Genomic DNA, 18,629 nt, shown 5'->3' on the forward strand with positions numbered 1-18,629 from the left:
AATCCCTAGTATTTGAAATAAACGTTTCGTTTTGATGGTATTTTCGGTAATCGGTTGGGGTTTGGATGGCACCCACAAGGGGTGCCGCTACAAAGTAAAGGACACTCAATATGGATAAGACCGATATAAAAATCCTGCAATGCTTGCAAAAGGATGGCCGTGCTTCGGCTCAACAGCTGTCCGAACAGGTGGGTTTGTCGGCGGCGCCGGTGTGGCGGCGTGTCAAGGCGCTGGAAGCCAGTGGCGCGATACAGGGCTATTACGCCAAGGTCAGCCGCCATAAGGTGGGGTTGCCCGGCTGCATGTTTACGCAAATCAGCCTGGAGCGGCATTCCGCCGCGGTGGTGGAAAACTTTGAGCGTTCGGTGCGTGATGCGCCTGAAATATTGGAATGCTATGCGGTGACAGGCGATGCCGATTTCTTGCTGAAGATTCTGGTCCAAAGCCCTGAAGCCTACGATAGTTTCCTGCACCGTTTTTTGTTTAATCTGCCCGGCTTGCGGCAAACCCGCACCATTGTCGCCTTGCGCGAAATCAAGCATGAGGTTCAGCTGCCGCTGTAGGGTTTGTTGCGGCGTTGTTTGCCACCCACAAGGGGTGGCGCTACATTAGCGGCCAGTGGGTATTTAGCGACCGGCGGGTATTTGTAGCGGCAGCCCTTGTGGCTGCCATGCCGGCCATCACGACCGCATTTGCAGAAACCTACCAGCGCAGGAAAAACATGGCTTTGGCTAGAAAAATAATGCCTATCATGTGGGCGAACACGCTGTAGTGTATGCGGCGGAAGTGGCGGGACTTGAGCAGGCCTTTGCTGCTTAGCGTGATGGCGCTGATGAAATGGATGAGCACGCTGATGGCGAGCACGATCTTGATGGTGAGCAGGGTGCCGAAACTGCTGGCGAACGGGTGGGCCAGCACGGAACGGTAGTTCCAGGCCATGGCAATGCCTGCGCCATACAGCGCCAGAATGACGAAGGGCATGAATTTGCGGGCTCGGCGGCCGATGGCGACTTCGACCTGTCGCATCGCATCGACGGGCACGTGCTTGCGTATGCCTTCGAGCATCAGCACTTCAAAAAACACCGTGCCCACGAAGATGAACGCGGCAAACAGGTGGATGAGAATCAGAACGGAATGACTCATGTTGGGATGGCTCCTGCCTTGACAGACTCGTTGCGCACCGCTTCCAGAGGTTTGTCGGACTGGCGTTGCGCATGATCAATGTATACCCGGCAGGCTAAAATCGAGCCTTAAACCTTGCTGGCAATAAGGATCAATCTATACCCTGCAGATGGGAATCAAGCCTTGAATTCCTTTGGCAACGTGGGCCGAACCGTCCGTGCCAGCCTGCGTCCTGTAGGGTCTTTCTGCTACGATAATCGGGTTTCACACCCTATGGTTCGAGTTGGAGTTTTTATGTTTAGCCGTCGCAATCCTGTTTCTTTTTTAAGCATCGCCGCGGCGGCTTTGCTGGCCGGTTGCGCGTCGAAGGCGCCGCCGCCTGCGGCGCCGGCCAAGCCCGTCAGTGTGGTGTGCAAGGCTGTTCCGGCCAACAATCCGCTGGTGGGCGTCTGGCTTAGCGTGCGCAAGGAAAAAGGCGTTGTGGGCGAAATGCGTACGCTCTTTACCTTTAAGTCCGATGGGACCATGGATTATGCCGAGCAATTAAAGCGCGGCCGGCAACCGCCGCAGGGCCTGAGCGAGTCGGGCTGCTGGAACCGGGCGTCGCAAACCCTGTTGGTGCGCACCACTCAGTCCAACGGCGTGCCTGTCGACCTTAACGATCCCATCTATGTCAATCGCTATGCCATTGTCTCGCAGATGGGCAAGACGCTGGTGCTAAAAGGCACAGACGGCACCCTCACAGCCCGCCGCATGCCTGACGGCTATCGCCTGCCGTTTTAAGGCGTTTGCGGTCTTCGGTGCGGGGATTTTGGCACCCACAAGGGGTGCCACTACAACAAGTGCCACGGATGGGTGCCGGTTGCCGCGCGGTTTAAAGCGCTGCGAGGCGCGCCAGCACGGTTTCGCGGCCCAGCAGGGTTAGAACGGCGTCGATGGCAGGCGTTTGTTTTTGGCCCGTAACGGCCAGCCGCATCGGGATGCCCAGCTTGCCCATTTTGATTCCGTGGTCGGCCAGAATGGCATGTATCAGCTCAGCCAGGGCGGGCGTCGTCCACTCGGGCAGGGCCTGGGCGCGCCGGGCAAAGTCTTGTAGCACCACACGGGCCGCGTCGTCCAGATGTTGCGCCACGAGTTCGGCGCTGGCGGGCGTATAAGGCGTGCAGAACAGCATGGCGCCTTCGGCCAGTTGCTTGAGCGTTTCGGCGCGATCCTTCAGCAACCCCATCACGGCGGCCAGGTCGACGGCTTGCGGATTACCGCCCAGGGCCTGGATACGCGGCGCCACGCGTGCGGCCAAGTCTTCGTTGGTGCTTTGCTTTATGTAGTGGGCGTTGACCCAGTTGAGTTTTTTGGGGTCCCACTGCGCGGCCGATTTGCTGAGGTGGCGGGTATCGAACCATTCGATCAGCTGTTCGCGGGAAAACAGCTCGTCGTTGCCGTGGCTCCAGCCCAGGCGCGCGAGGTAATTGATCATGGCTTCGGGCAGATAGCCATCGTTGTCGTATTCCATGACATTGACGGCGCCGTGGCGCTTGGAGAGCTTTTCGCCATCCGGGCCGAGTATCATCGGGACGTGGCCGTATTGCGGCGGGGTGGCGCCCAGCGCGCGTAAAATGTTGATCTGCCGCGGGGTATTGTTGACGTGGTCGTCGCCGCGCAATACGTGGGTGATTTTCATATCGCGATCGTCGACGACGACGCAGAAGTTGTAGGTGGGCGTGCCGTCTGGCCGGGCAATGATCAGGTCGTCGAGTTCGGCGTTGTCGAAGCTGATGGGGCCTTTGATCAGGTCGTCCCAGGCGGTGACGCCTTCAATTGGATTTTTGAAGCGCACCACGGGTTTGCGCCCCGGAGGCACGGCCGGCAGGGTTTTGCCGGGTTCCGGGCGCCACGTGCCGTCGTAGCGCGGCTTCAACCCCAATGCGCGGGCTTTTTCGCGCATGGCTTCGACTTCCTGGGGTGTGCTGTAGCAGTGGTAGGCGGTTCCGGCTGCCAGCATTTGGGCAATGACTTCGCGGTAGCGGTCCATGCGCTGCATTTGATAAAACGGGCCTTCGTCCGGGGCCATGCCCAGCCAGGCCATGCTGTCGAGAATGGCCTGCACGGCCTGGGGCGTGGAGCGTTCAAGGTCGGTGTCTTCGATGCGCAGCACAAAGATGCCTTGGTGGTGGCGCGCGAAGGCCCACGAAAACAAGGCTGTGCGCGCACCCCCCAGGTGCAGGAAGCCGGTGGGCGATGGGGCAAAGCGGGTACGGACAGCCGATGTAGTGGACGATGTCATGGTTTGTGTTTAGGCTTGGGCGTGGCGCGATGGAATTTTGTTCGCGCCGCAATTTGTGGCAATCCGGTATTTTAGAGTACGGATTCATTTTTGTTAAAACTGTGAGCATGTTGCGACATCGTTTGGCCGCTTTGTTCGAGCCGCAGTCCCTGCTGGTGCTAAGCGACCAGCCGCTGCCGATCGAGCACGATTTGCCTGAATCCCTGAAGGGTTCGGCCACGTTCATAGCGGTTCAGGCCGGCCGGCCTATCGTGCTGGCCGGCGTGTCGGATTCGTCTGGCCCGAGGCTGGAGCTGGCGCTCGTGTGTATCGCGCCCTCGCGCTTGCCCGAGGTACTGGAAGCCCTGCGGGTCTTGCGTCCGCGGGCTCTTGTCCTGCTGCCCGTCGACCCTCCGTCGACTGATCCGCTCGAAGATATGGCCTATTGCCGAGCATGGGCGCGCATCAATGATTGCATGGTTCTGGGGCCGCGCTCGTTTGGCGTGCAGCGCCCCCATCTGGGGCTGAACCTGAGTCGCCAGGCCCATATCGCCCAAACGGGGCGGGCTGCGCTGGTGACGCAATCGCGCTCGATTGCCGCGGCGGTTCTTGACTGGGCCGCGGACGTGAACCTGGGATTTTCCGCCGTTATCTCTTTGGGTGACGAGTCGATGATCGATGTGCCGCAGGTGCTGGACTACCTGGCCATGGATCCGCACACCGACAGCATCGCGCTTTATATAGACGACGTTGCTTCGGCGCGCGCGTTTACCAGCGCCTTGCGCGCGGCCTCGACCGTCAAGCCGGTCATTGTGCTCAAGGCCGGACATCACCCGCCCGGCATGGGGCCTTTGCACGATGCCGTATTCAATGCCTTGCTGCGTCGGGCCGGCGCGGTGCGGATCAGCTATTTCGTCCAATTGTTTTCGGCACTGAAGGTGTTGGGCTATACGCGGCGTCCGCGCGGGCGGCGCATCGCCCTTTTGTCCAACGGCCGGGGCGCGCCGCAACTGGCCCTGGATATCATGGGGCCCGATAGCGCGGTATTGCGTGCGGATTTGTCGCGGGCCTCGTTGAATGCTTTACAAGCCTTGCTGGAAGAGGGGGCGGAAATCCGGAATCCGGTAGTGACCCATGCGGCCTTGCTGCCTGAAACCATCCGGCAGATTCTGGCCGTGCTGGCTGCTGACGCGAGCGTTGACGGCGTACTGGTGCTGTTGTCGCCCGATCCTCTGACGGACATGGCCGCCGTGGCGCGACAGCTGGCGGCCATCACTCACGACGCTCGCAAACCGATTATTACGTGCTTTATGGGCGATGCAACCATGCGGCCCTTGCGGCATCTGCTGGACGACGCCGGAACCCCGGCCTTTCGCACGCCCGAAACCGCTGTCCATGCCTTTAGTCTGTTGGCGTCCCATCATTACAACCAGACTTTGTCGCAGCAAATACTGCCTCCCGAGCCCATGGACCAGCCGCCGCGGCTGTCCGAAGCCCGCGCCATTGTGCGTGCCGCGCGCGATAGCCGGCGATTGGCGCTCACGCCAGGTGAATGTCAGGACCTCTTCGATTGTTTCAATGTCCCCATACGGTACGAGGCGCAGGCCAAGGACGGTTCGAACGGGGCCCTCGATGGAGCGGCTCCCATGGCCATCCGCGTGCAGCGCGATCCGCGGCTGGGGCCGTACATCCAATTCGGTTCGGGCGGGCATGGGGCGCTGGTTTCAAGCCAGGATCGCGGTATAGATCTGCCGCCGCTCAACAGCTATCTGGCGCGCCAGTTGGTGGAGCGCAGCGCGCTATGGCGCCGCGTACTGTCGCGGCAAATGAGCCCTCAGGCCGAGGTGTTGCTGCACGACTCGCTGGAGCGGATATCCAATCTGGTCAGCTTGCTGAACGATATCGAGACATTGCTGATCGATCCGCTGTTTGCCGGCACGGCGCAGCTGGCGGCTGATTCGGTCAGCATCCGCCTGACGGCGGCGACCGCCCTGGTATTGCCCGAAACATCGGGCTACCCGCACATGGCCATACACCCTTATCCGGCGCGCCTGGTGCAGCCCCAGTGCTTCAAGAATGGCGACCCGTGGATGATGCGGCCCATCCGGCCCGAGGACGCCGAGCCTTTGCAAACCTTTGTGCGCGGTTTGTCGGATGAGTCGCGTTATATGCGGTTTGTGTCGATGCTGCGCGAGCTTACGCCCCGCATGCTGGCGCGTTACACGCGCATCGATTACGACCGCGAACTGGCTCTGGTGGCGACGGTCCAGGTTCCCAACCCCGAACATCGCGGCCATCCGCATGAGCGGATTATTGGCTTTGCCCACTATTTGCGCAATGCCGACGGGCGCGGCGCCGAGTACGCGCTGGTGATCGGCGACGACAGCCAGCGCCGCGGATTGGGGGCATGTTTGATGAGGGGGCTGATTGAAGCGGCACAGGTGCAAGGGCTGACCTATATCGAGGGCGTAGTCCTGGCCACCAATCACGCCATGCTAAGCCTGATGACGCATCTGGGTTTTCGCAACGATAGCGAAGAAGATGACCCGACGATGCGGCGGGTGTGGCTGGATCTGGGCGAGAGCCGGGATACGAACCCGTGAATCATGTAGCGGCAGCCCTTGTGGCTGCCATTTTTGTTAAACGGGATGCAGGTTATTGCGTAGATGGCACCCACAAGGGGTGCCGCTACAACAAGGCGCCGCTATACCAACACCTTGCGCAGGAACGCGGCGATATCGGCGATTTCTTCCAGGCATACCGAATGGGGCATGGCATAGGTTTGCCAACTGACCGGGTAGCCGGCGGCGCTTAGCGCGGCATACGCCGCTTGGCCGCGCGCGATGGCTACGACCGGGTCTTGCGTGCCGTGCGCCAGAAAAATGGGCGTGTCCTGGTTGGCCGGCAGGCGCTCGGCGTCGAAGCGGCCGGCGAGCGGCAAATAGCCCGACAGGCCCATCATGCCGGCCAGCTTTTGCGAAAACCGCGGGCCGGTGTACAAGGTCATGGCGCAGCCTTGCGAGAAGCCGGCCAGGACGATGTGGCGCGATTCGATGCCGCGCTGGTTTTCGCGAGCGATCAGCGCCTCGATGGCGCGTTGCGAATCGCGGAATCCCGATTCATCCTCCCGCTGGACCGAGCCCATGACGTAGATGTCGTACCAGGCGCGCATGGACATGCCGTTGTTGACGGTGACCGGACGGATGGGGGCGTGGGGGAAAACGAAGCGAATGGCCGGCGCGCCCTGCAAACGCAGTTCGGGCACGATCGAGGCGAAGTCGTGGCCGTCGGCGCCCAGGCCGTGCAACCAGATGACGGCGCGGGTCGGGTTGGGCGCCGTTTCGATTTCGACGCAGTCCAATAGGGGAGAGTTCATTCGGTTTCCGTAGGTGTATTCAGTGTTTTGAGGGCTTGGAACAGCGCGCGATAGTGTTTTCGCTGCGGATCCTGGCCTTGAACCAGGGTGGTGTTGTGCGCGGCTTCTTTGCGGCCGGCGCGAATCAGGGTGCGCAGTTGCTGAATATCGGCCTGCGGGTATTCAGCCAGCAATCGGGTCAGTGCCGTATCGTCGGCCAGCAGCATGTCGCGCAGGGTTTCGATCCGGTGCATGGCCGCGGTGACTTCGCGCGAACCGTTCTCCCAGATGTCGAGCTGCCGGCGAATCACGTCTGCCTCGGCGTCGCGCATCAGCTTGCCGACATAATGGACCTGGCGCCGGCGGCCTTCGCGGGCCGTGGTGCGCTGCGCTTCGCGGATGGCGTCGTAGAGCTTTTCGGACAGCGGCAGTTGCTTGAGCTTGTCGGTGGGCAGATCGATCAGTTGCTTGCCCAGGTCCAGCAAGGCCAGCATGTCGCGTTTTACCTGCGATTTGCTGGGGCGGTCGTAGCCGTTGTCGGAGTCTTCGGTAGCGTCGGGGGGCATGGGGAAACGTGAGTGTTCAATAATTGGCTATGATAACGGATTGAAAGAGCTGCAATGAACCCACATCCCACATCCCATTTATCCATTCCCGAAAATCAGGCGCGTTTTCGCGAACTGGTGCAAGAAGCCTTGCGCGAGGCCCGGGCGGTTGGCGCCTCGGATGCGGCCGTCGAAGTGTCCGAAAGCTGCGGCTTGTCGGTGTCGGTGCGCAATAACGATCTTGAAACGGTCGAGCAAACCCGCGACCGGTCGCTGGACCTGACCGTTTTTGCCGGCCAGCGGCGCGGTTCGGCGTCGACGTCGGATTTTTCCGCCGCGGCGCTGCGCGAAACGGTCGAAGCGGCCTGGCACATCGCCCGCTATACGGCCGCCGATCCGGCCGCCGGCCTGCCCGAGGCCGATTTGCTGGCGCACGATTACCCCGATCTTCAGTTGCATTATCCCTGGGATATTTCCGCCGATGGCGCGGCCGAGCTGGCACTTTCGGCCGAACGCGCGGCACGTGCAACCAGCCGCCTGATCACCAATACCGATGGCGCTTCGGTGGACACCTACGAGGGGCATTTTGTGCTGGGCAATAGCCGCGGCTTCATGGGCGGCTATCCCTATTCGCGCCACAGCGTATCGGTGGCCCCGATTGCCGGGCGCGGCGCTCATATGCAGCGCGACTACTGGTATACGTCCGAGCGCAACCCCGCGCTGTTGGCCGATGCGCAAGCGGTGGGGCGCTATGCGGCCGAGCGCACGCTGGCCAGGATGTCGGCGCGCCGCATTAAAACGGGGCGCTTCCCGGTGCTGTTCGAAGCGCCTATTGCGCTGGGTTTGCTGGGGGCGCTGGTGCAGGCGACCAGTGGCGGCGCCTTGTACCGGAAAGCCAGTTTCCTGATGGATTCGCTCAATACCCAGGTGTTGTCCGATCATCTGGATATATCCGAAAACCCTCATGTGCCCGGGGCCATGGGCAGCACTCCTTTTGACGACGAGGGTGTGCGCACCCAGCCGCGCAAGGTCGTGTCAGGTGGCTTGTTGCAGGGTTATTTCCTGTCGAGCTACACGGCGCGAAAGCTGGGCATGCAAACCACCGGCAACGCGGGCGGTTCGCACAATCTTGGCCTGACCTCTCGCCTGACCCGGCCCGATGACGATTTTCGGGCCATGCTGAAAAAAATGCATCGAGGATTCCTGGTGACCGAACTGATCGGGCAGGGCGTGAATTATGTCACTGGCGATTATTCCCGCGGGGCTTTCGGCTATTGGGTCGAAAACGGCGAAATCCGTCACGCGGTTCAAGAGGTCACTATCGCGGGCAACCTGGCCGAGATGTTCAAACAGATTGTTGCGATAGGCGCGGATACGAGCGTTCGCGGGTCGAAATCGACGGGCTCGATCCTGATCGAACAAATGGCCATCGCCGGGACATGAGATAGCCGTTTTCCCACGCCAACCATCTGTGTGTCCACGAGGAGAGTGTCAGCAATGCAGCGTCGTTCGTTCCTGAAGAAAGCGGGTTTGAGCGCGATGGCAGGGTCGGCCGCCGTTGCCGCTCCGGCGTTTGCGCAAAGCAACCCCCAAATCCATTGGAAAATGACGTCCAGCTTCACGGCTTCGCTGCCGGTGCTGTTCGGTTCGGCGCAATTATTCTGCAAAATGGTCGAAGAAGCCTCGGGCGGCAATTTTTCGATCCGCCCATATCCGGGCGGCGAGCTGGTTCCGGCGCTGGGTGTGATGGATGCCGTGGGTAATAAAACGGTCGAGTGCGGCCAGACTGCTTCGTATTACTACTATGACCAGGATCCGGCATTCTGCTTCGATACCGCCGTGCCGTTTGGCTTGAATGCGCGCCAGATGAATTCCTGGATGTTCGAGGGCAATGGCATGAAGCTCACCCGTGAAATGTTTGCTCCACGCCATATCGTCAATTTCCCCATGGGCAATACCGGCACGCAAATGGGCGGCTGGTATCGCAAGGAAATCGGCACCGTCGCCGATCTAAAGGGCCTGAAAATGCGTACGGCCGGGTTTGCGGGCGAAGTGCTTTCGCGCATGGGTGTGGTGCCTCAGCAAATCGTCGCGGGCGATATCTACCCGTCGCTTGAAAAAGGCACGCTGGATGCGGTCGAGTTCGTAGGCCCGGTCGACGATGAAAAACTGGGTTTCAACAAGGTGGCCAAATACTACTATTACCCGGGCTGGTGGGAAGGTTGCGCGCAGGTGTCGCTGTATGTGAACGACGAAGCCTACCATGGCCTGCCCAAGCCTTATCAGGCTTTGATCGACATGGCCAGCCGCCATGCCGGCGTGCAGATGCTGGCCAATTATGATGCCAACAATCCGGCCGCCCTGCGCCGCCTGGTCGCCGGTGGCGCCGTGCTCAAGGCCTTCCCGCGTGAAGTCATGGACGCCGCCTACTCGGCGGCCCATGCCGTGTATGCCGAGTTTTCCGCCAAAAACCCCTTGTTCAAGAAAATGCACGATAGCTATATGGGCTTTCGCGACAATGTGGTGCCATGGTTTCGCGTCGCGGAAGGCTCTTTTGACAATTACATGGGCATTGTTCTGGCGAGCCGCAAGAAGTAAGGTCCGGACCTAGGTTTGAGGCCCTACGGGCAACGCTGTTGTTTTCAGGCGCTTATGTTATGATAGTCAGCTTTCCTTACTGTTTGTTTGCACGGGCGAAGTACAACGCTTAGGCGATCCATGACTTCAAGCATGGGGTGTAAGGGGAAAAAGCGAAAGCAACGCCGGGGTTGATATCAGCGCCCGGCGATCGACTTACTATTATTAGGAACCATCATGAAGACCTTTGTGGCCAAGCCGCATGAAGTCAAACGTGACTGGTACGTGATTGACGCCCGCGGCAAGGTCCTCGGTCGTGTGGCCAGCGAAGTCGCACGTCGTTTGCGCGGCAAGCACAAGCCAGAATTCACGCCCCACGTTGACACCGGCGATTACATCGTCATTATCAATGCTGCCGATGTCGTTGTTACCGGCAACAAGTCGCAAGACAAAAAGTACTATCGGCATTCGACCTATCCAGGCGGCATCTCCGAGACCACCTTCGAGAAAATGCAACAGCGTTTTCCTGGTCGCGCAATCCAGAAAGCGGTCAAAGGCATGTTGCCCAAAGGCCCTCTTGGTTACGCCATGATCAAGAAGCTCAAGGTTTACGCAGGCGCAGAGCATCCTCATTCTGCTCAGCAGCCCAAACCGCTGGAATTCTAAGGATAGATCATGATCGGTAACTGGAATTATGGAACTGGCCGCCGCAAAACTTCGGTGGCTCGCGTGTTCCTCAAAAAAGGGTCGGGCAAGATTGTTGTCAACGGCAAGCCTGTTGATGAATATTTTGCTCGTGAAACGGGCCGCATGGTCGTACGTCAGCCGCTTGAACTGACAGGCCATCTGGAATCGTTCGATTTTCACATCAATGTGCATGGCGGCGGCGAAAGCGGCCAGGCCGGCGCAGTGCGTCACGGCATTACCCGTGCGCTGATCGATTACGACGAAACGCTTAAGTCTTCGCTCAAGCAAGCAGGGCTGGTGACGCGCGATGCGCGTGAAGTAGAACGTAAGAAAGTCGGCTTCCACAAAGCGCGACGCCGCAAGCAGTTCAGCAAACGCTAATGCTTTACGGGCTGCTTGCAGCCTGGCGCAACAAAAAGCCCTGGCGTTTGCCGGGGCTTTTTCATGGATGACAGGCACAAGGCCTTTCACGACATGATTCACGGGTGCGTATTTGCGTCGATGGCAGCCACAAGGGCTGCCGCTACATGAGACGCGGCTACGTATTTGTAGCGGCACCCCCTGTGGGTACCAAAGTGAGCCGCAGGTACGTTTTGTAGCGGCACCCCTTGTGGGTGCCATTTGCGACGGGCACGGACGCCCGCTTGTGGCGAAAATTATCCTGGCGCGGCCGCGAACGGTGCGCGTATGTGGATGCTTTGTTGCATAATTGAAGTTCAAAAATCATTTTCTGGAAAATTCATCATGACTGCGGCGGTAGCTTCTCGGATCAAGGTTGGGATTGTGGGTGGCACGGGTTACACGGGCGTGGAATTGTTGCGCCTTTTGTCCGAGCACCCGCAGGTCGAACTTACGGCGATCACCTCGCGCAAAGAAGACGGCATGCCGGTGGCCGATATGTTCCCCAATTTGCGGGGCCGGGTGGCCCTGCGCTTCCAGACGCCCGATGCCGCGGCGTTGCACGACTGCGATGTCGTGTTTTTTGCGACCCCGCATGGGGTTGCCATGAGCCAGGCTGAAGAGCTGCTCGGGCATGGCGTGCGCATTATCGACCTGGCGGCCGACTTCCGCTTGCAGGACACCCGGGTGTTCCAGGACTGGTACAAGATGCCGCATGCCTGCCCGGCGATCCTTGCGCAGTCGGTATACGGCCTGGTCGAGCTGAATCGCGCCAAAATTGCGCAGGCAAAAGTGATCGGCAATCCGGGTTGCTATCCCACTACCGTTATTCTGGGCCTGGCTCCACTCATCGAAGGCGGCAAGCGCCTGGTTGACGCCTCGCATATTATTGCCGACTGCAAGTCGGGCACGTCGGGCGCCGGCCGCAAGGCCGAGGTCAGCACTTTGTATTCCGAGGCGGGCGACAATTTCAAGGCCTACGCGGTCAAGGGGCATCGCCACCATCCTGAAATTACCGAGCAGCTCAACATCCTGGCGGGAGGGCCGGTGGGGGTTACATTCGTGCCCCATCTGGTGCCCATGGTGCGGGGCATGTTTTCTACGCTCTACGCGCGCATTTTGCCCGAGGCGCTCGATACCGACTTTCAGGCTTTGTTCGAGCAGCGTTACGCCAACGAGGCCTTCGTCGATGTCATGCCCGCGGGCAGTCTGCCCGAGACGCGTTCGGTGCGCGCCTCGAATTATCTGCGCATTGCCGTGCACCGGCCCGAAGGCGGCGACCAGTTGGTGATACTGGTGACTCAAGACAATCTGGTCAAAGGGGCGTCGGGTCAGGCGGTTCAAAACATGAACCTCATGTTTGGCCTGCCCGAAGATATGGGCCTGACGCATCTGGCCGTATTGCCTTAACACCTGCTTACCGCGCCGCGCGGAACTTGCGCGGTGCCGGAGGGTCTGTATTTCATGAATGATATTCATGCGGTCGGATCAAAAGCGGCGGCGCTGGGCAGGCCGACGACGGGCCGGTGGAAAAACAGGCTGGGACTCTTCCTGGCTCTTGTCATCGGCGTGGCTGTGGGGCGCTACGTCTTGCACGACCAGGCCGAGGGGCAGTTGGCCCAGTTTAAGGCGCAGTTTGAACAGGCCGTGACGCAGGGGCAGACCGACCTGAGTGCGGCGCAGGCCAAGGCGGACCTTCTGAGCGGCCAGTTGGCTGTTGAGAAAAGCACGCGCACGGGTCTGGAGGCGACGCTGCAAAAGACGCAGGACGATCTGGCCCGGGCGCGCGATCAGTTGGCGTTTTACGATCAGTTGTTGCCCGTCGGCCCCAAGGGGACGATAAGCGTGCGTGCTTTCGAGGTGCGTTTGCAGGGCGCCACCTTGCGTTATCGGGTGTTGCTGATGCGTAATACGTCGGGCGACGCCCCATTCCGTGGTCAGATGCAGTTTATGGCGACAGGCGTGCTGCGTGGCAAGCCGGTTCAAATAAGGCTTGAGCCGGCACAGGCCGACGCCGCACATGCGTCAGCGGGCAAGTCCGCCGCCGAGGGTGAATTTGCGCTGAAATTCGACGAGTTTGCACGCAGCCAGGGCTTGCTGGCCTTGCCCGATGGCTTTGTACCCGAGACTGTCACGCTGAGCATTTTAGAGGGCAAGACGTTGCGCGCATCCAGCAGCGCCAAAGTGGCGCCTGCCGATTAATTCAGCGCGCTTGTGTTATCGTTGTAATAGCTTTCCGCTTGTTTTGGAGTCTCAAATGAATACCCTGACTGAATCTGTCGATCTACAAGCACCGCCGACTCCGATTTTGTTTACCGATGCAGCTGCGGCCAAGGTTAAAGACCTGCTGGTTGAAGAAGGCAACCCCGAGCTCAAATTGCGCGTATTTGTGCAGGGAGGCGGGTGCTCCGGCTTTCAATACGGCTTCACATTCGATGAGACCGTGAACGACGACGACACGACCATCGATAAGGAAGGTGTGCAGTTGCTGGTCGATCCCATGAGCTTCCAGTACCTGGTAGGCGCCGAGATCGACTACAAAGACGATATTGAAGGGTCCCAGTTCGTTATCCGCAATCCGAACGCCAATTCAACCTGCGGCTGCGGGTCTTCGTTTTCGGCGTAAATTCTCGGTGAAAATGGCACCCACAAGGGGTGCCGCTACATTATTCACCGGTAGCGTTTGTAGCGGCAGCCCTTGTGGCTGCCATTTTATTTTATATACCGGCACCCCATCTACACCGGGTACCGGCACCCCAGAATATTGGGATGGCTGGCGCCGGTGACCTCCGGCAATCCTGCCGGATAGGCTTGGTCGTGGGCTTGCGCCAGCCACGCAAAGGCCAGCGCCTCTACCAGTTGTACCGGAACACCCATACGGTCGGTTCGGTACACGGGTCGCGCCAATAGCTGCTCCAGCTCGTGCACCAGCCCCAGGTTCAGGGCGCCCCCTCCACACACCAGAACTTCGCGCGTTGCGGGCGCATGGCGTTCGATGGCTTGCGCAATGCTGTGGACCGTCAGGCTTTGCAGGGTGGCCTGCACATCGCGATCGGCGATATTCTCGGCCCTGAACGGCGCCAGGCCCCGTTCGAGCCAGGCACGGTTAAAGAGGTCGCGGCCGGTTGACTTGGGCGGCGGCAGGTCGAACCAGGGCTCCTGGCGCAGTAGGGCTTCGAGCAAGGCCGGGTGAGTCTGGCCGCCGGCGGCCCATTGCCCATTGGTGTCGTAGGCCTGTCTGGTTTTTTCCTGGCACCAGGTATCGAGCAAAACATTGGCGGGGCCGGTATCGAAGCCGCGCACCGGCTCGCCCGGATGCAGCACGGTTACATTGGCGATGCCGCCCAGATTCAGAATGGCGCGCGGCTGGTAGCTGCTGAAAACGGCCTGATGAAATGCCGGAACCAGCGGCGCGCCTTGCCCGCCCGCCGCCACGTCGCGCGTACGGAAATCGGCGATGACGGCAATACGGCTAAGTTCGACGAGTAGTGCGGGAGCATTGATTTGCAGGGTATAGCCCGCCGCCGGGTCGTGTCTGACGGTTTGCCCGTGCGCACCTATGGCCTGCACGTCGCCGGCGCGCGTTTGGCCCCGTTCAAGCAGGGCGTGCACGGCTTGCGCGTAAAGCCGCGCCAGCGCGTTGCCCGCCAGGGCCGCTCGCGTCAGCTCGTTGGGGCCGCTTCGGTTCAGAGCCAGAAACTCTTGACGCAAGGATTCAGGCATGGGCAGCGAGATGTGTGCACGAATTTGCGGATGACCCGGGCGGCTGAGATCGGCCAGCACGCCATCGACCCCGTCGGTGCTGGTGCCCGACATCAGCCCTATGTACAAAGAGTGAGAGACCATTGGCGGGCTCCTCGCTTGAATGGATAGCGTTTCGTCGAAGCGGCTGCTTCAGCGCTGGGCGATCTGGATGCGTTGGCTCTGCAGGTCGGCCAGTAAGTGTATCTGTTCTTTATAGCCGGCCGCTGCGCGTTCAAAGGTTGCGCGTTCAGGGCCTTCGAGGGTATGAGCCATGGGCAGACTGGCCGACAGTGGGTCGACCGGGTGATTATCGATGCGGAATTCGTAATGCAGATGCGGGCCGGTGGCCCAGCCGGTCATTCCTACATAGCCTATAAGCTCGCCCTGTGTGACGTGCTCGCCGCGTTTCAAGCCCGCCGCAAACCGGCTTTGATGGGCATATAGAGTGGAGTAGTGTTGATCGTGCCGGATGATGATGACGTTGCCATAGCCGTTTTGTTGGCCGATGAATTCCACGGTGCCGTCCGAGGTAGAGTGGATGGGGGTGCCGCTGGGCGCAGCGTAGTCCACTCCCATGTGGCCGGTCCAGGTGCGGTGCAGCGGGTGCATGCGCATGCCGAAGGTAGAGCTGATGCGTGTAAATTTAAGCGCCGTGCGCAAAAAAGCGCCTTTCAGGCTATGCCCGCTGAAATCGTAGTAGCCCCCTGGGCCCTGAGCGGGATCGAACCAGACGGCTTCGTAGTCGTGGGTCCGGTTGATGAAGTCCAGCGCCAGTATGCGGCCCGTGCCAACCTCTGCGCCGTCGTGCGAATACGCCTCGTAGACAATGCGAAAGCGATCGCCGCGGCGGAGATCTTGCATGAAGTCGATTTTGCTGCCCAGGATATCGGTCATCTGCAGGGTGATGGCGTCGGGCACTCCGGCGGCATCGGTAGCGCCGAATAACGAACTGGTGATAATCCCTTCGGCCATTCTGATTTGCCGATCGGCCGCGGTGCTGCGTTCAGCGGCGATAAACCTGCCCGCGCCGGCCGGTTTGATTTCCAGCCATCGGGACACATAGCGGTCGCCTTCATGGGTGCCGGGCGTGTGGTTGTAGCGCAGCCAGACCAGATCCCCTTTCTGGTCGAGCGCGGCCTGCAGGGTGCGCCCGGGTTGCAGCTTGTAGATGGCGCGCGCGTTTTTGTCGTGCGCGAGGAATTGTTGCAATTCAGGCTCTTGTATATGCAGGCGTTGCAGCAGGGCCGACAAGGTGTCGCCCGCGCGGATTTGGGTTTCGCTGATGAAAGGCTGGTCAAAGCCGCCGGCCGGGGCCGGAAATGGCGTGGGCAAGGCAATGTTTTGCCGCGCGGCATGGATCAGCGGCAGTTCGGTTACGGTGTCATTTGGGCTGACCACGGCCAGCGCTGCGGCGGCGAGGAATAGTCCCAGAGCCACAAAAACCAGGCCATTTCTAAGGTAAACAGGGGTGCGAAGGTGGGCAGGGTGCGTGCCTGCACGGAATGAAGGGTTTTGGGTCCCTTTTATAAACATAAAGCTAAAACCTGGTAAACGCGTTTCGACGAGAGGGCTCGAAGGAGGCTAACGCTTGTGCATGGGTGCCCGCGGGTTTGTCCAACAGGCACTTTGATAAGATGGCGGTGCGAAGCGGCGAGATGCCGGCCCTGTTTGCGTGCAGGGATTCCGTTCGCACGTTATCCTAACGTACTCAACTCGAATTTTCGAGTAATTTTTTGTTATTTTCTACTAATACGGTTTGTTATGTCGCCCACCGAGTCCTTGCTTAGCCCCGAAGTTGAAGCCGATCTGCGTATTGCAAAAAGAGGTTGCGACGAGTTGCTGGTTGAAGCCGAATTTGTAAAGAAGCTGGCCCGCAGCCGTGTGACGGGGACTCCGCTGCGCATCAAGCTGGGCCTGGATCCCACCGCTCCGGACATCCATCTGGGCCATACGGTGGTGCTCAACAAAATGCGGCAACTGCAGGACCTGGGGCATACCGTCATTTTTCTGATTGGCGACTTCACCTCCATGATCGGCGACCCCAGCGGGCGCAATGTGACTCGCCCGCCGCTGACGGCCGAGCAGATCCAGGAAAATGCCAAAACCTATTACGCGCAGGCCAGCCTGGTGCTGGACCCATCCAAAACCGAGGTTCGTTACAACTCCGAGTGGAGCGACCCCTTGGGGGCGCGCGGCCTGATACAGCTGGCTTCGCGCTACACGGTGGCGCGCATGATGGAGCGCGAAGATTTCACGCGGCGCTTCAAGGGTGGGATTCCTATTTCGGTGCACGAATTTTTGTACCCGCTGATGCAGGGCTACGATTCGGTGGCACTGAAGGCCGATCTTGAACTGGGCGGCACCGATCAGAAGTTCAATTTGCTGGTCGGACGCGAATTGCAGAAAGAATACGGGCAAGAGCCCCAGTGCATACTGACCATGCCCTTGCTGGAGGGCACCGATGGCGTCGACAAGATGTCAAAATCCAAGCACAACTATATAGGTATTTCAGAGACGCCCGAATCGATGTTCGGCAAGCTGATGTCGATTTCCGATACGCTGATGTGGCGCTATTACGAGCTGCTGTCGTTCCGTTCGCTGGATGAAATAGAATTGTTACAACATCATGTGAAAGAGGGGCGCAATCCGCGCGATACTAAAGTTTTGCTTGCGCAGGAAATTGTGGCGCGTTTTCATTCGCAACGCGCCGCCAACGATGCCCTGGCGCAATTTGAAGCGCGGTTTCGCGACGGCATCCTTCCCGAGGATATGCCCGAAATCCATATCGGCGTCGCGCCTCTGGGCATACTCAAGGTTTTGCGCGAAGCGGGGCTGGTGGCTTCGGGCGCCGAGGCGCAGCGCAACGTTGAGCAGGGCGGCGTACGGGTCAACGGCGATCGTATCGAGGACAAATCGTTGGAGTTGGGTGTGGGTACTTACGTTGTGCAGGTGGGCAAGCGCAAGTTTGCCCGCATTACGCTAAACGGTTAGTGGGTTCATTGGGGAGATAGTTCATGAAGCTTACCAGTACGTCGATTTCCGACCAGAAAATGATTCCGGAGCGCAATGCGTTTGGCCGAGTGGATGCGGCGGCGCATGTGGCGCTGGCGGGGAATCTTAATCCTCAACTGGCCTGGTCGGGCGCACCGGCCGGCACACAGTCGTATGTGCTGATTTGCTGCGATTCCGATGTGCCGAGCAAGCCTGACGATGTGAACCAGGAAGGGCGGGAGGTGCCGGCTGATTTGCCGCGTGTCGATTTTTACCATTGGGTGTTGGTGGATCTGCTGGCCACTACGACTGAGATTGCGGAGGGCGCTTATTCGAGCGGGATTACGCCTCGTGGGAAGAGCGGCCCGATGGCGCCCAATGATGCGCGTCAGGGGATTAATGACTATACGTCGTGGTTCGCGAGCGACGGGGATATGAGCGGGGATTATTTTGGCTACGATGGCCCGTGCCCGCCGTGGAACGATTCGATTCTGCATCATTACCGTTTTACGGTGTATGCGCTGGATATCGAGCATGTGCCGCTGGAGGGCCGTTTTGGGGGGGCGGAGGTGCTAAATGCCATTCAGGGGCATATCCTGGCGCAGGCCTCGCTGACCGGGGTCTATACGCTGAATCCGCGGTTGGTGGAAGCGTAGCGCCAGCGGGTAACGCCCTGTGGCGCTACCCGTACCGTCACCCGCGCCACCCGCGCCACCCGTAGCGCCACCCCTTGTGGGTGGCATTCGCTGCACGCGGCGTTCTTTTGATACGCTCTATGCCGCATAAACCTTCTAGCCCCGCATCGTGGGCGGTTAAGGCGGTTCGGGCTCCGACGGTCACGGTCATGGCTTCGCCATGACTTCCCGCGCGCAGGGCCGGCTTCGGGGCGGCGTGCGAACTCGTGGGGCGAATAGCCCACTGGGCTATTCGCAATCGTCCCACTCAA

At 59.9% G+C, this 18,629-nt stretch carries 18 protein-coding genes; 12 read left to right on the forward strand and 6 right to left on the reverse strand.

Annotated features, from left to right (window positions below):
• The first annotated feature begins 110 nt into the window (after window positions 1-110).
• A complete protein-coding gene (locus EDC26_RS08275; RefSeq protein ID WP_132581388.1) occupies window positions 111-563 on the forward strand; it encodes an Lrp/AsnC family transcriptional regulator in 453 nt (150 codons plus the stop codon).
• Between the two features lie 139 nt (window positions 564-702).
• Here the strand turns inward: EDC26_RS08275 and EDC26_RS08280 are convergent, their stop codons facing one another.
• Window positions 703-1,143, reverse strand: coding sequence for a CopD family copper resistance protein (locus EDC26_RS08280; RefSeq protein WP_132581390.1), 441 nt, complete (start codon window positions 1,141-1,143; stop codon window positions 703-705).
• A 273-nt stretch (window positions 1,144-1,416) separates the two neighbouring features.
• Between EDC26_RS08280 and EDC26_RS08285 the strand changes: the two genes are divergently transcribed.
• The gene (locus EDC26_RS08285) at window positions 1,417-1,905 is read left to right on the forward strand and encodes a hypothetical protein (RefSeq protein ID WP_132581392.1); all 489 of its coding nucleotides are present in this window, start codon (window positions 1,417-1,419) and stop codon (window positions 1,903-1,905) included.
• Between the two features lie 91 nt (window positions 1,906-1,996).
• Here EDC26_RS08285 and gltX read toward each other — a convergent pair whose 3' ends face one another.
• Complete coding sequence (gene gltX / locus EDC26_RS08290) at window positions 1,997-3,406, reverse strand: glutamate--tRNA ligase (protein WP_132581394.1); 1,410 nt, start codon at window positions 3,404-3,406, stop codon at window positions 1,997-1,999.
• A 107-nt stretch (window positions 3,407-3,513) separates the two neighbouring features.
• On the opposite strand from gltX, the gene EDC26_RS08295 reads away from it, so the two are divergent.
• Window positions 3,514-5,988, forward strand: coding sequence for a bifunctional acetate--CoA ligase family protein/GNAT family N-acetyltransferase (locus tag EDC26_RS08295; RefSeq protein ID WP_132581396.1), 2,475 nt, complete (start codon window positions 3,514-3,516; stop codon window positions 5,986-5,988).
• 101 nt (window positions 5,989-6,089) lie between these two features.
• On the opposite strand, the gene EDC26_RS08300 is transcribed toward EDC26_RS08295, so the two are convergent.
• Complete coding sequence (locus EDC26_RS08300) at window positions 6,090-6,761, reverse strand: alpha/beta hydrolase (RefSeq protein WP_132581398.1); 672 nt, start codon at window positions 6,759-6,761, stop codon at window positions 6,090-6,092.
• Window positions 6,758-7,306, reverse strand: coding sequence for a ribosome biogenesis factor YjgA (gene yjgA, locus EDC26_RS08305; protein WP_132581400.1), 549 nt, complete (start codon window positions 7,304-7,306; stop codon window positions 6,758-6,760). Before yjgA ends, EDC26_RS08300 begins: the two co-directional genes overlap by 4 nt.
• A gap of 54 nt (window positions 7,307-7,360) precedes the next feature.
• On the opposite strand from yjgA, the gene pmbA reads away from it, so the two are divergent.
• From pmbA to erpA, 7 genes are all read left to right on the forward strand, one after another.
• Window positions 7,361-8,728 (forward strand): metalloprotease PmbA, encoded by a 1,368-nt coding sequence (pmbA, locus tag EDC26_RS08310; protein ID WP_132581402.1) that lies wholly within the window; start codon window positions 7,361-7,363, stop codon window positions 8,726-8,728.
• A gap of 54 nt (window positions 8,729-8,782) precedes the next feature.
• On the forward strand, window positions 8,783-9,883 hold the full coding sequence (locus tag EDC26_RS08315) for a TRAP transporter substrate-binding protein (RefSeq protein ID WP_132581404.1): 1,101 nt from the start codon (window positions 8,783-8,785) through the stop codon (window positions 9,881-9,883).
• 216 nt (window positions 9,884-10,099) lie between these two features.
• Entirely contained in the window at window positions 10,100-10,528 is a 429-nt protein-coding gene (gene rplM / locus EDC26_RS08320; protein ID WP_132581407.1) for a 50S ribosomal protein L13, read from the forward strand.
• 9 nt (window positions 10,529-10,537) lie between these two features.
• Window positions 10,538-10,930 carry a 30S ribosomal protein S9 gene (rpsI, locus tag EDC26_RS08325; RefSeq protein ID WP_132581409.1) on the forward strand — a complete coding sequence of 131 codons (393 nt, stop codon included), beginning with the start codon at window positions 10,538-10,540 and terminating at the stop codon, window positions 10,928-10,930.
• Between the two features lie 363 nt (window positions 10,931-11,293).
• The gene (gene argC, locus EDC26_RS08330; protein ID WP_132581411.1) at window positions 11,294-12,358 is read left to right on the forward strand and encodes an N-acetyl-gamma-glutamyl-phosphate reductase; all 1,065 of its coding nucleotides are present in this window, start codon (window positions 11,294-11,296) and stop codon (window positions 12,356-12,358) included.
• 54 nt (window positions 12,359-12,412) lie between these two features.
• The gene (locus EDC26_RS08335; RefSeq protein ID WP_132581413.1) at window positions 12,413-13,150 is read left to right on the forward strand and encodes a DUF6776 family protein; all 738 of its coding nucleotides are present in this window, start codon (window positions 12,413-12,415) and stop codon (window positions 13,148-13,150) included.
• Window positions 13,151-13,205: 55 nt separating this feature from the next.
• A complete protein-coding gene (gene erpA / locus EDC26_RS08340) occupies window positions 13,206-13,574 on the forward strand; it encodes an iron-sulfur cluster insertion protein ErpA (protein WP_132581415.1) in 369 nt (122 codons plus the stop codon).
• 110 nt (window positions 13,575-13,684) lie between these two features.
• Here erpA and EDC26_RS08345 read toward each other — a convergent pair whose 3' ends face one another.
• Window positions 13,685-14,794: an anhydro-N-acetylmuramic acid kinase gene (locus EDC26_RS08345; protein ID WP_132581417.1), complete on the reverse strand. Its 1,110-nt coding sequence runs from the start codon at window positions 14,792-14,794 to the stop codon at window positions 13,685-13,687.
• A 48-nt stretch (window positions 14,795-14,842) separates the two neighbouring features.
• Entirely contained in the window at window positions 14,843-16,129 is a 1,287-nt protein-coding gene (locus EDC26_RS08350; RefSeq protein WP_425012451.1) for a peptidoglycan DD-metalloendopeptidase family protein, read from the reverse strand.
• A 324-nt stretch (window positions 16,130-16,453) separates the two neighbouring features.
• Here EDC26_RS08350 and tyrS point away from each other — a divergent pair, with 324 nt between their 5' ends.
• Together tyrS and EDC26_RS08360 are read left to right on the forward strand one after the other, a co-directional pair.
• Complete coding sequence (gene tyrS, locus EDC26_RS08355; RefSeq protein WP_132581421.1) at window positions 16,454-17,683, forward strand: tyrosine--tRNA ligase; 1,230 nt, start codon at window positions 16,454-16,456, stop codon at window positions 17,681-17,683.
• A gap of 23 nt (window positions 17,684-17,706) precedes the next feature.
• Entirely contained in the window at window positions 17,707-18,339 is a 633-nt protein-coding gene (locus EDC26_RS08360) for a YbhB/YbcL family Raf kinase inhibitor-like protein (protein WP_132581423.1), read from the forward strand.
• Window positions 18,340-18,629 lie beyond the last annotated feature (290 nt).

This window comes from Paralcaligenes ureilyticus (assembly GCF_004346225.1).
Lineage (GTDB): Bacteria > Pseudomonadota > Gammaproteobacteria > Burkholderiales > Burkholderiaceae_B > Paralcaligenes > Paralcaligenes ureilyticus.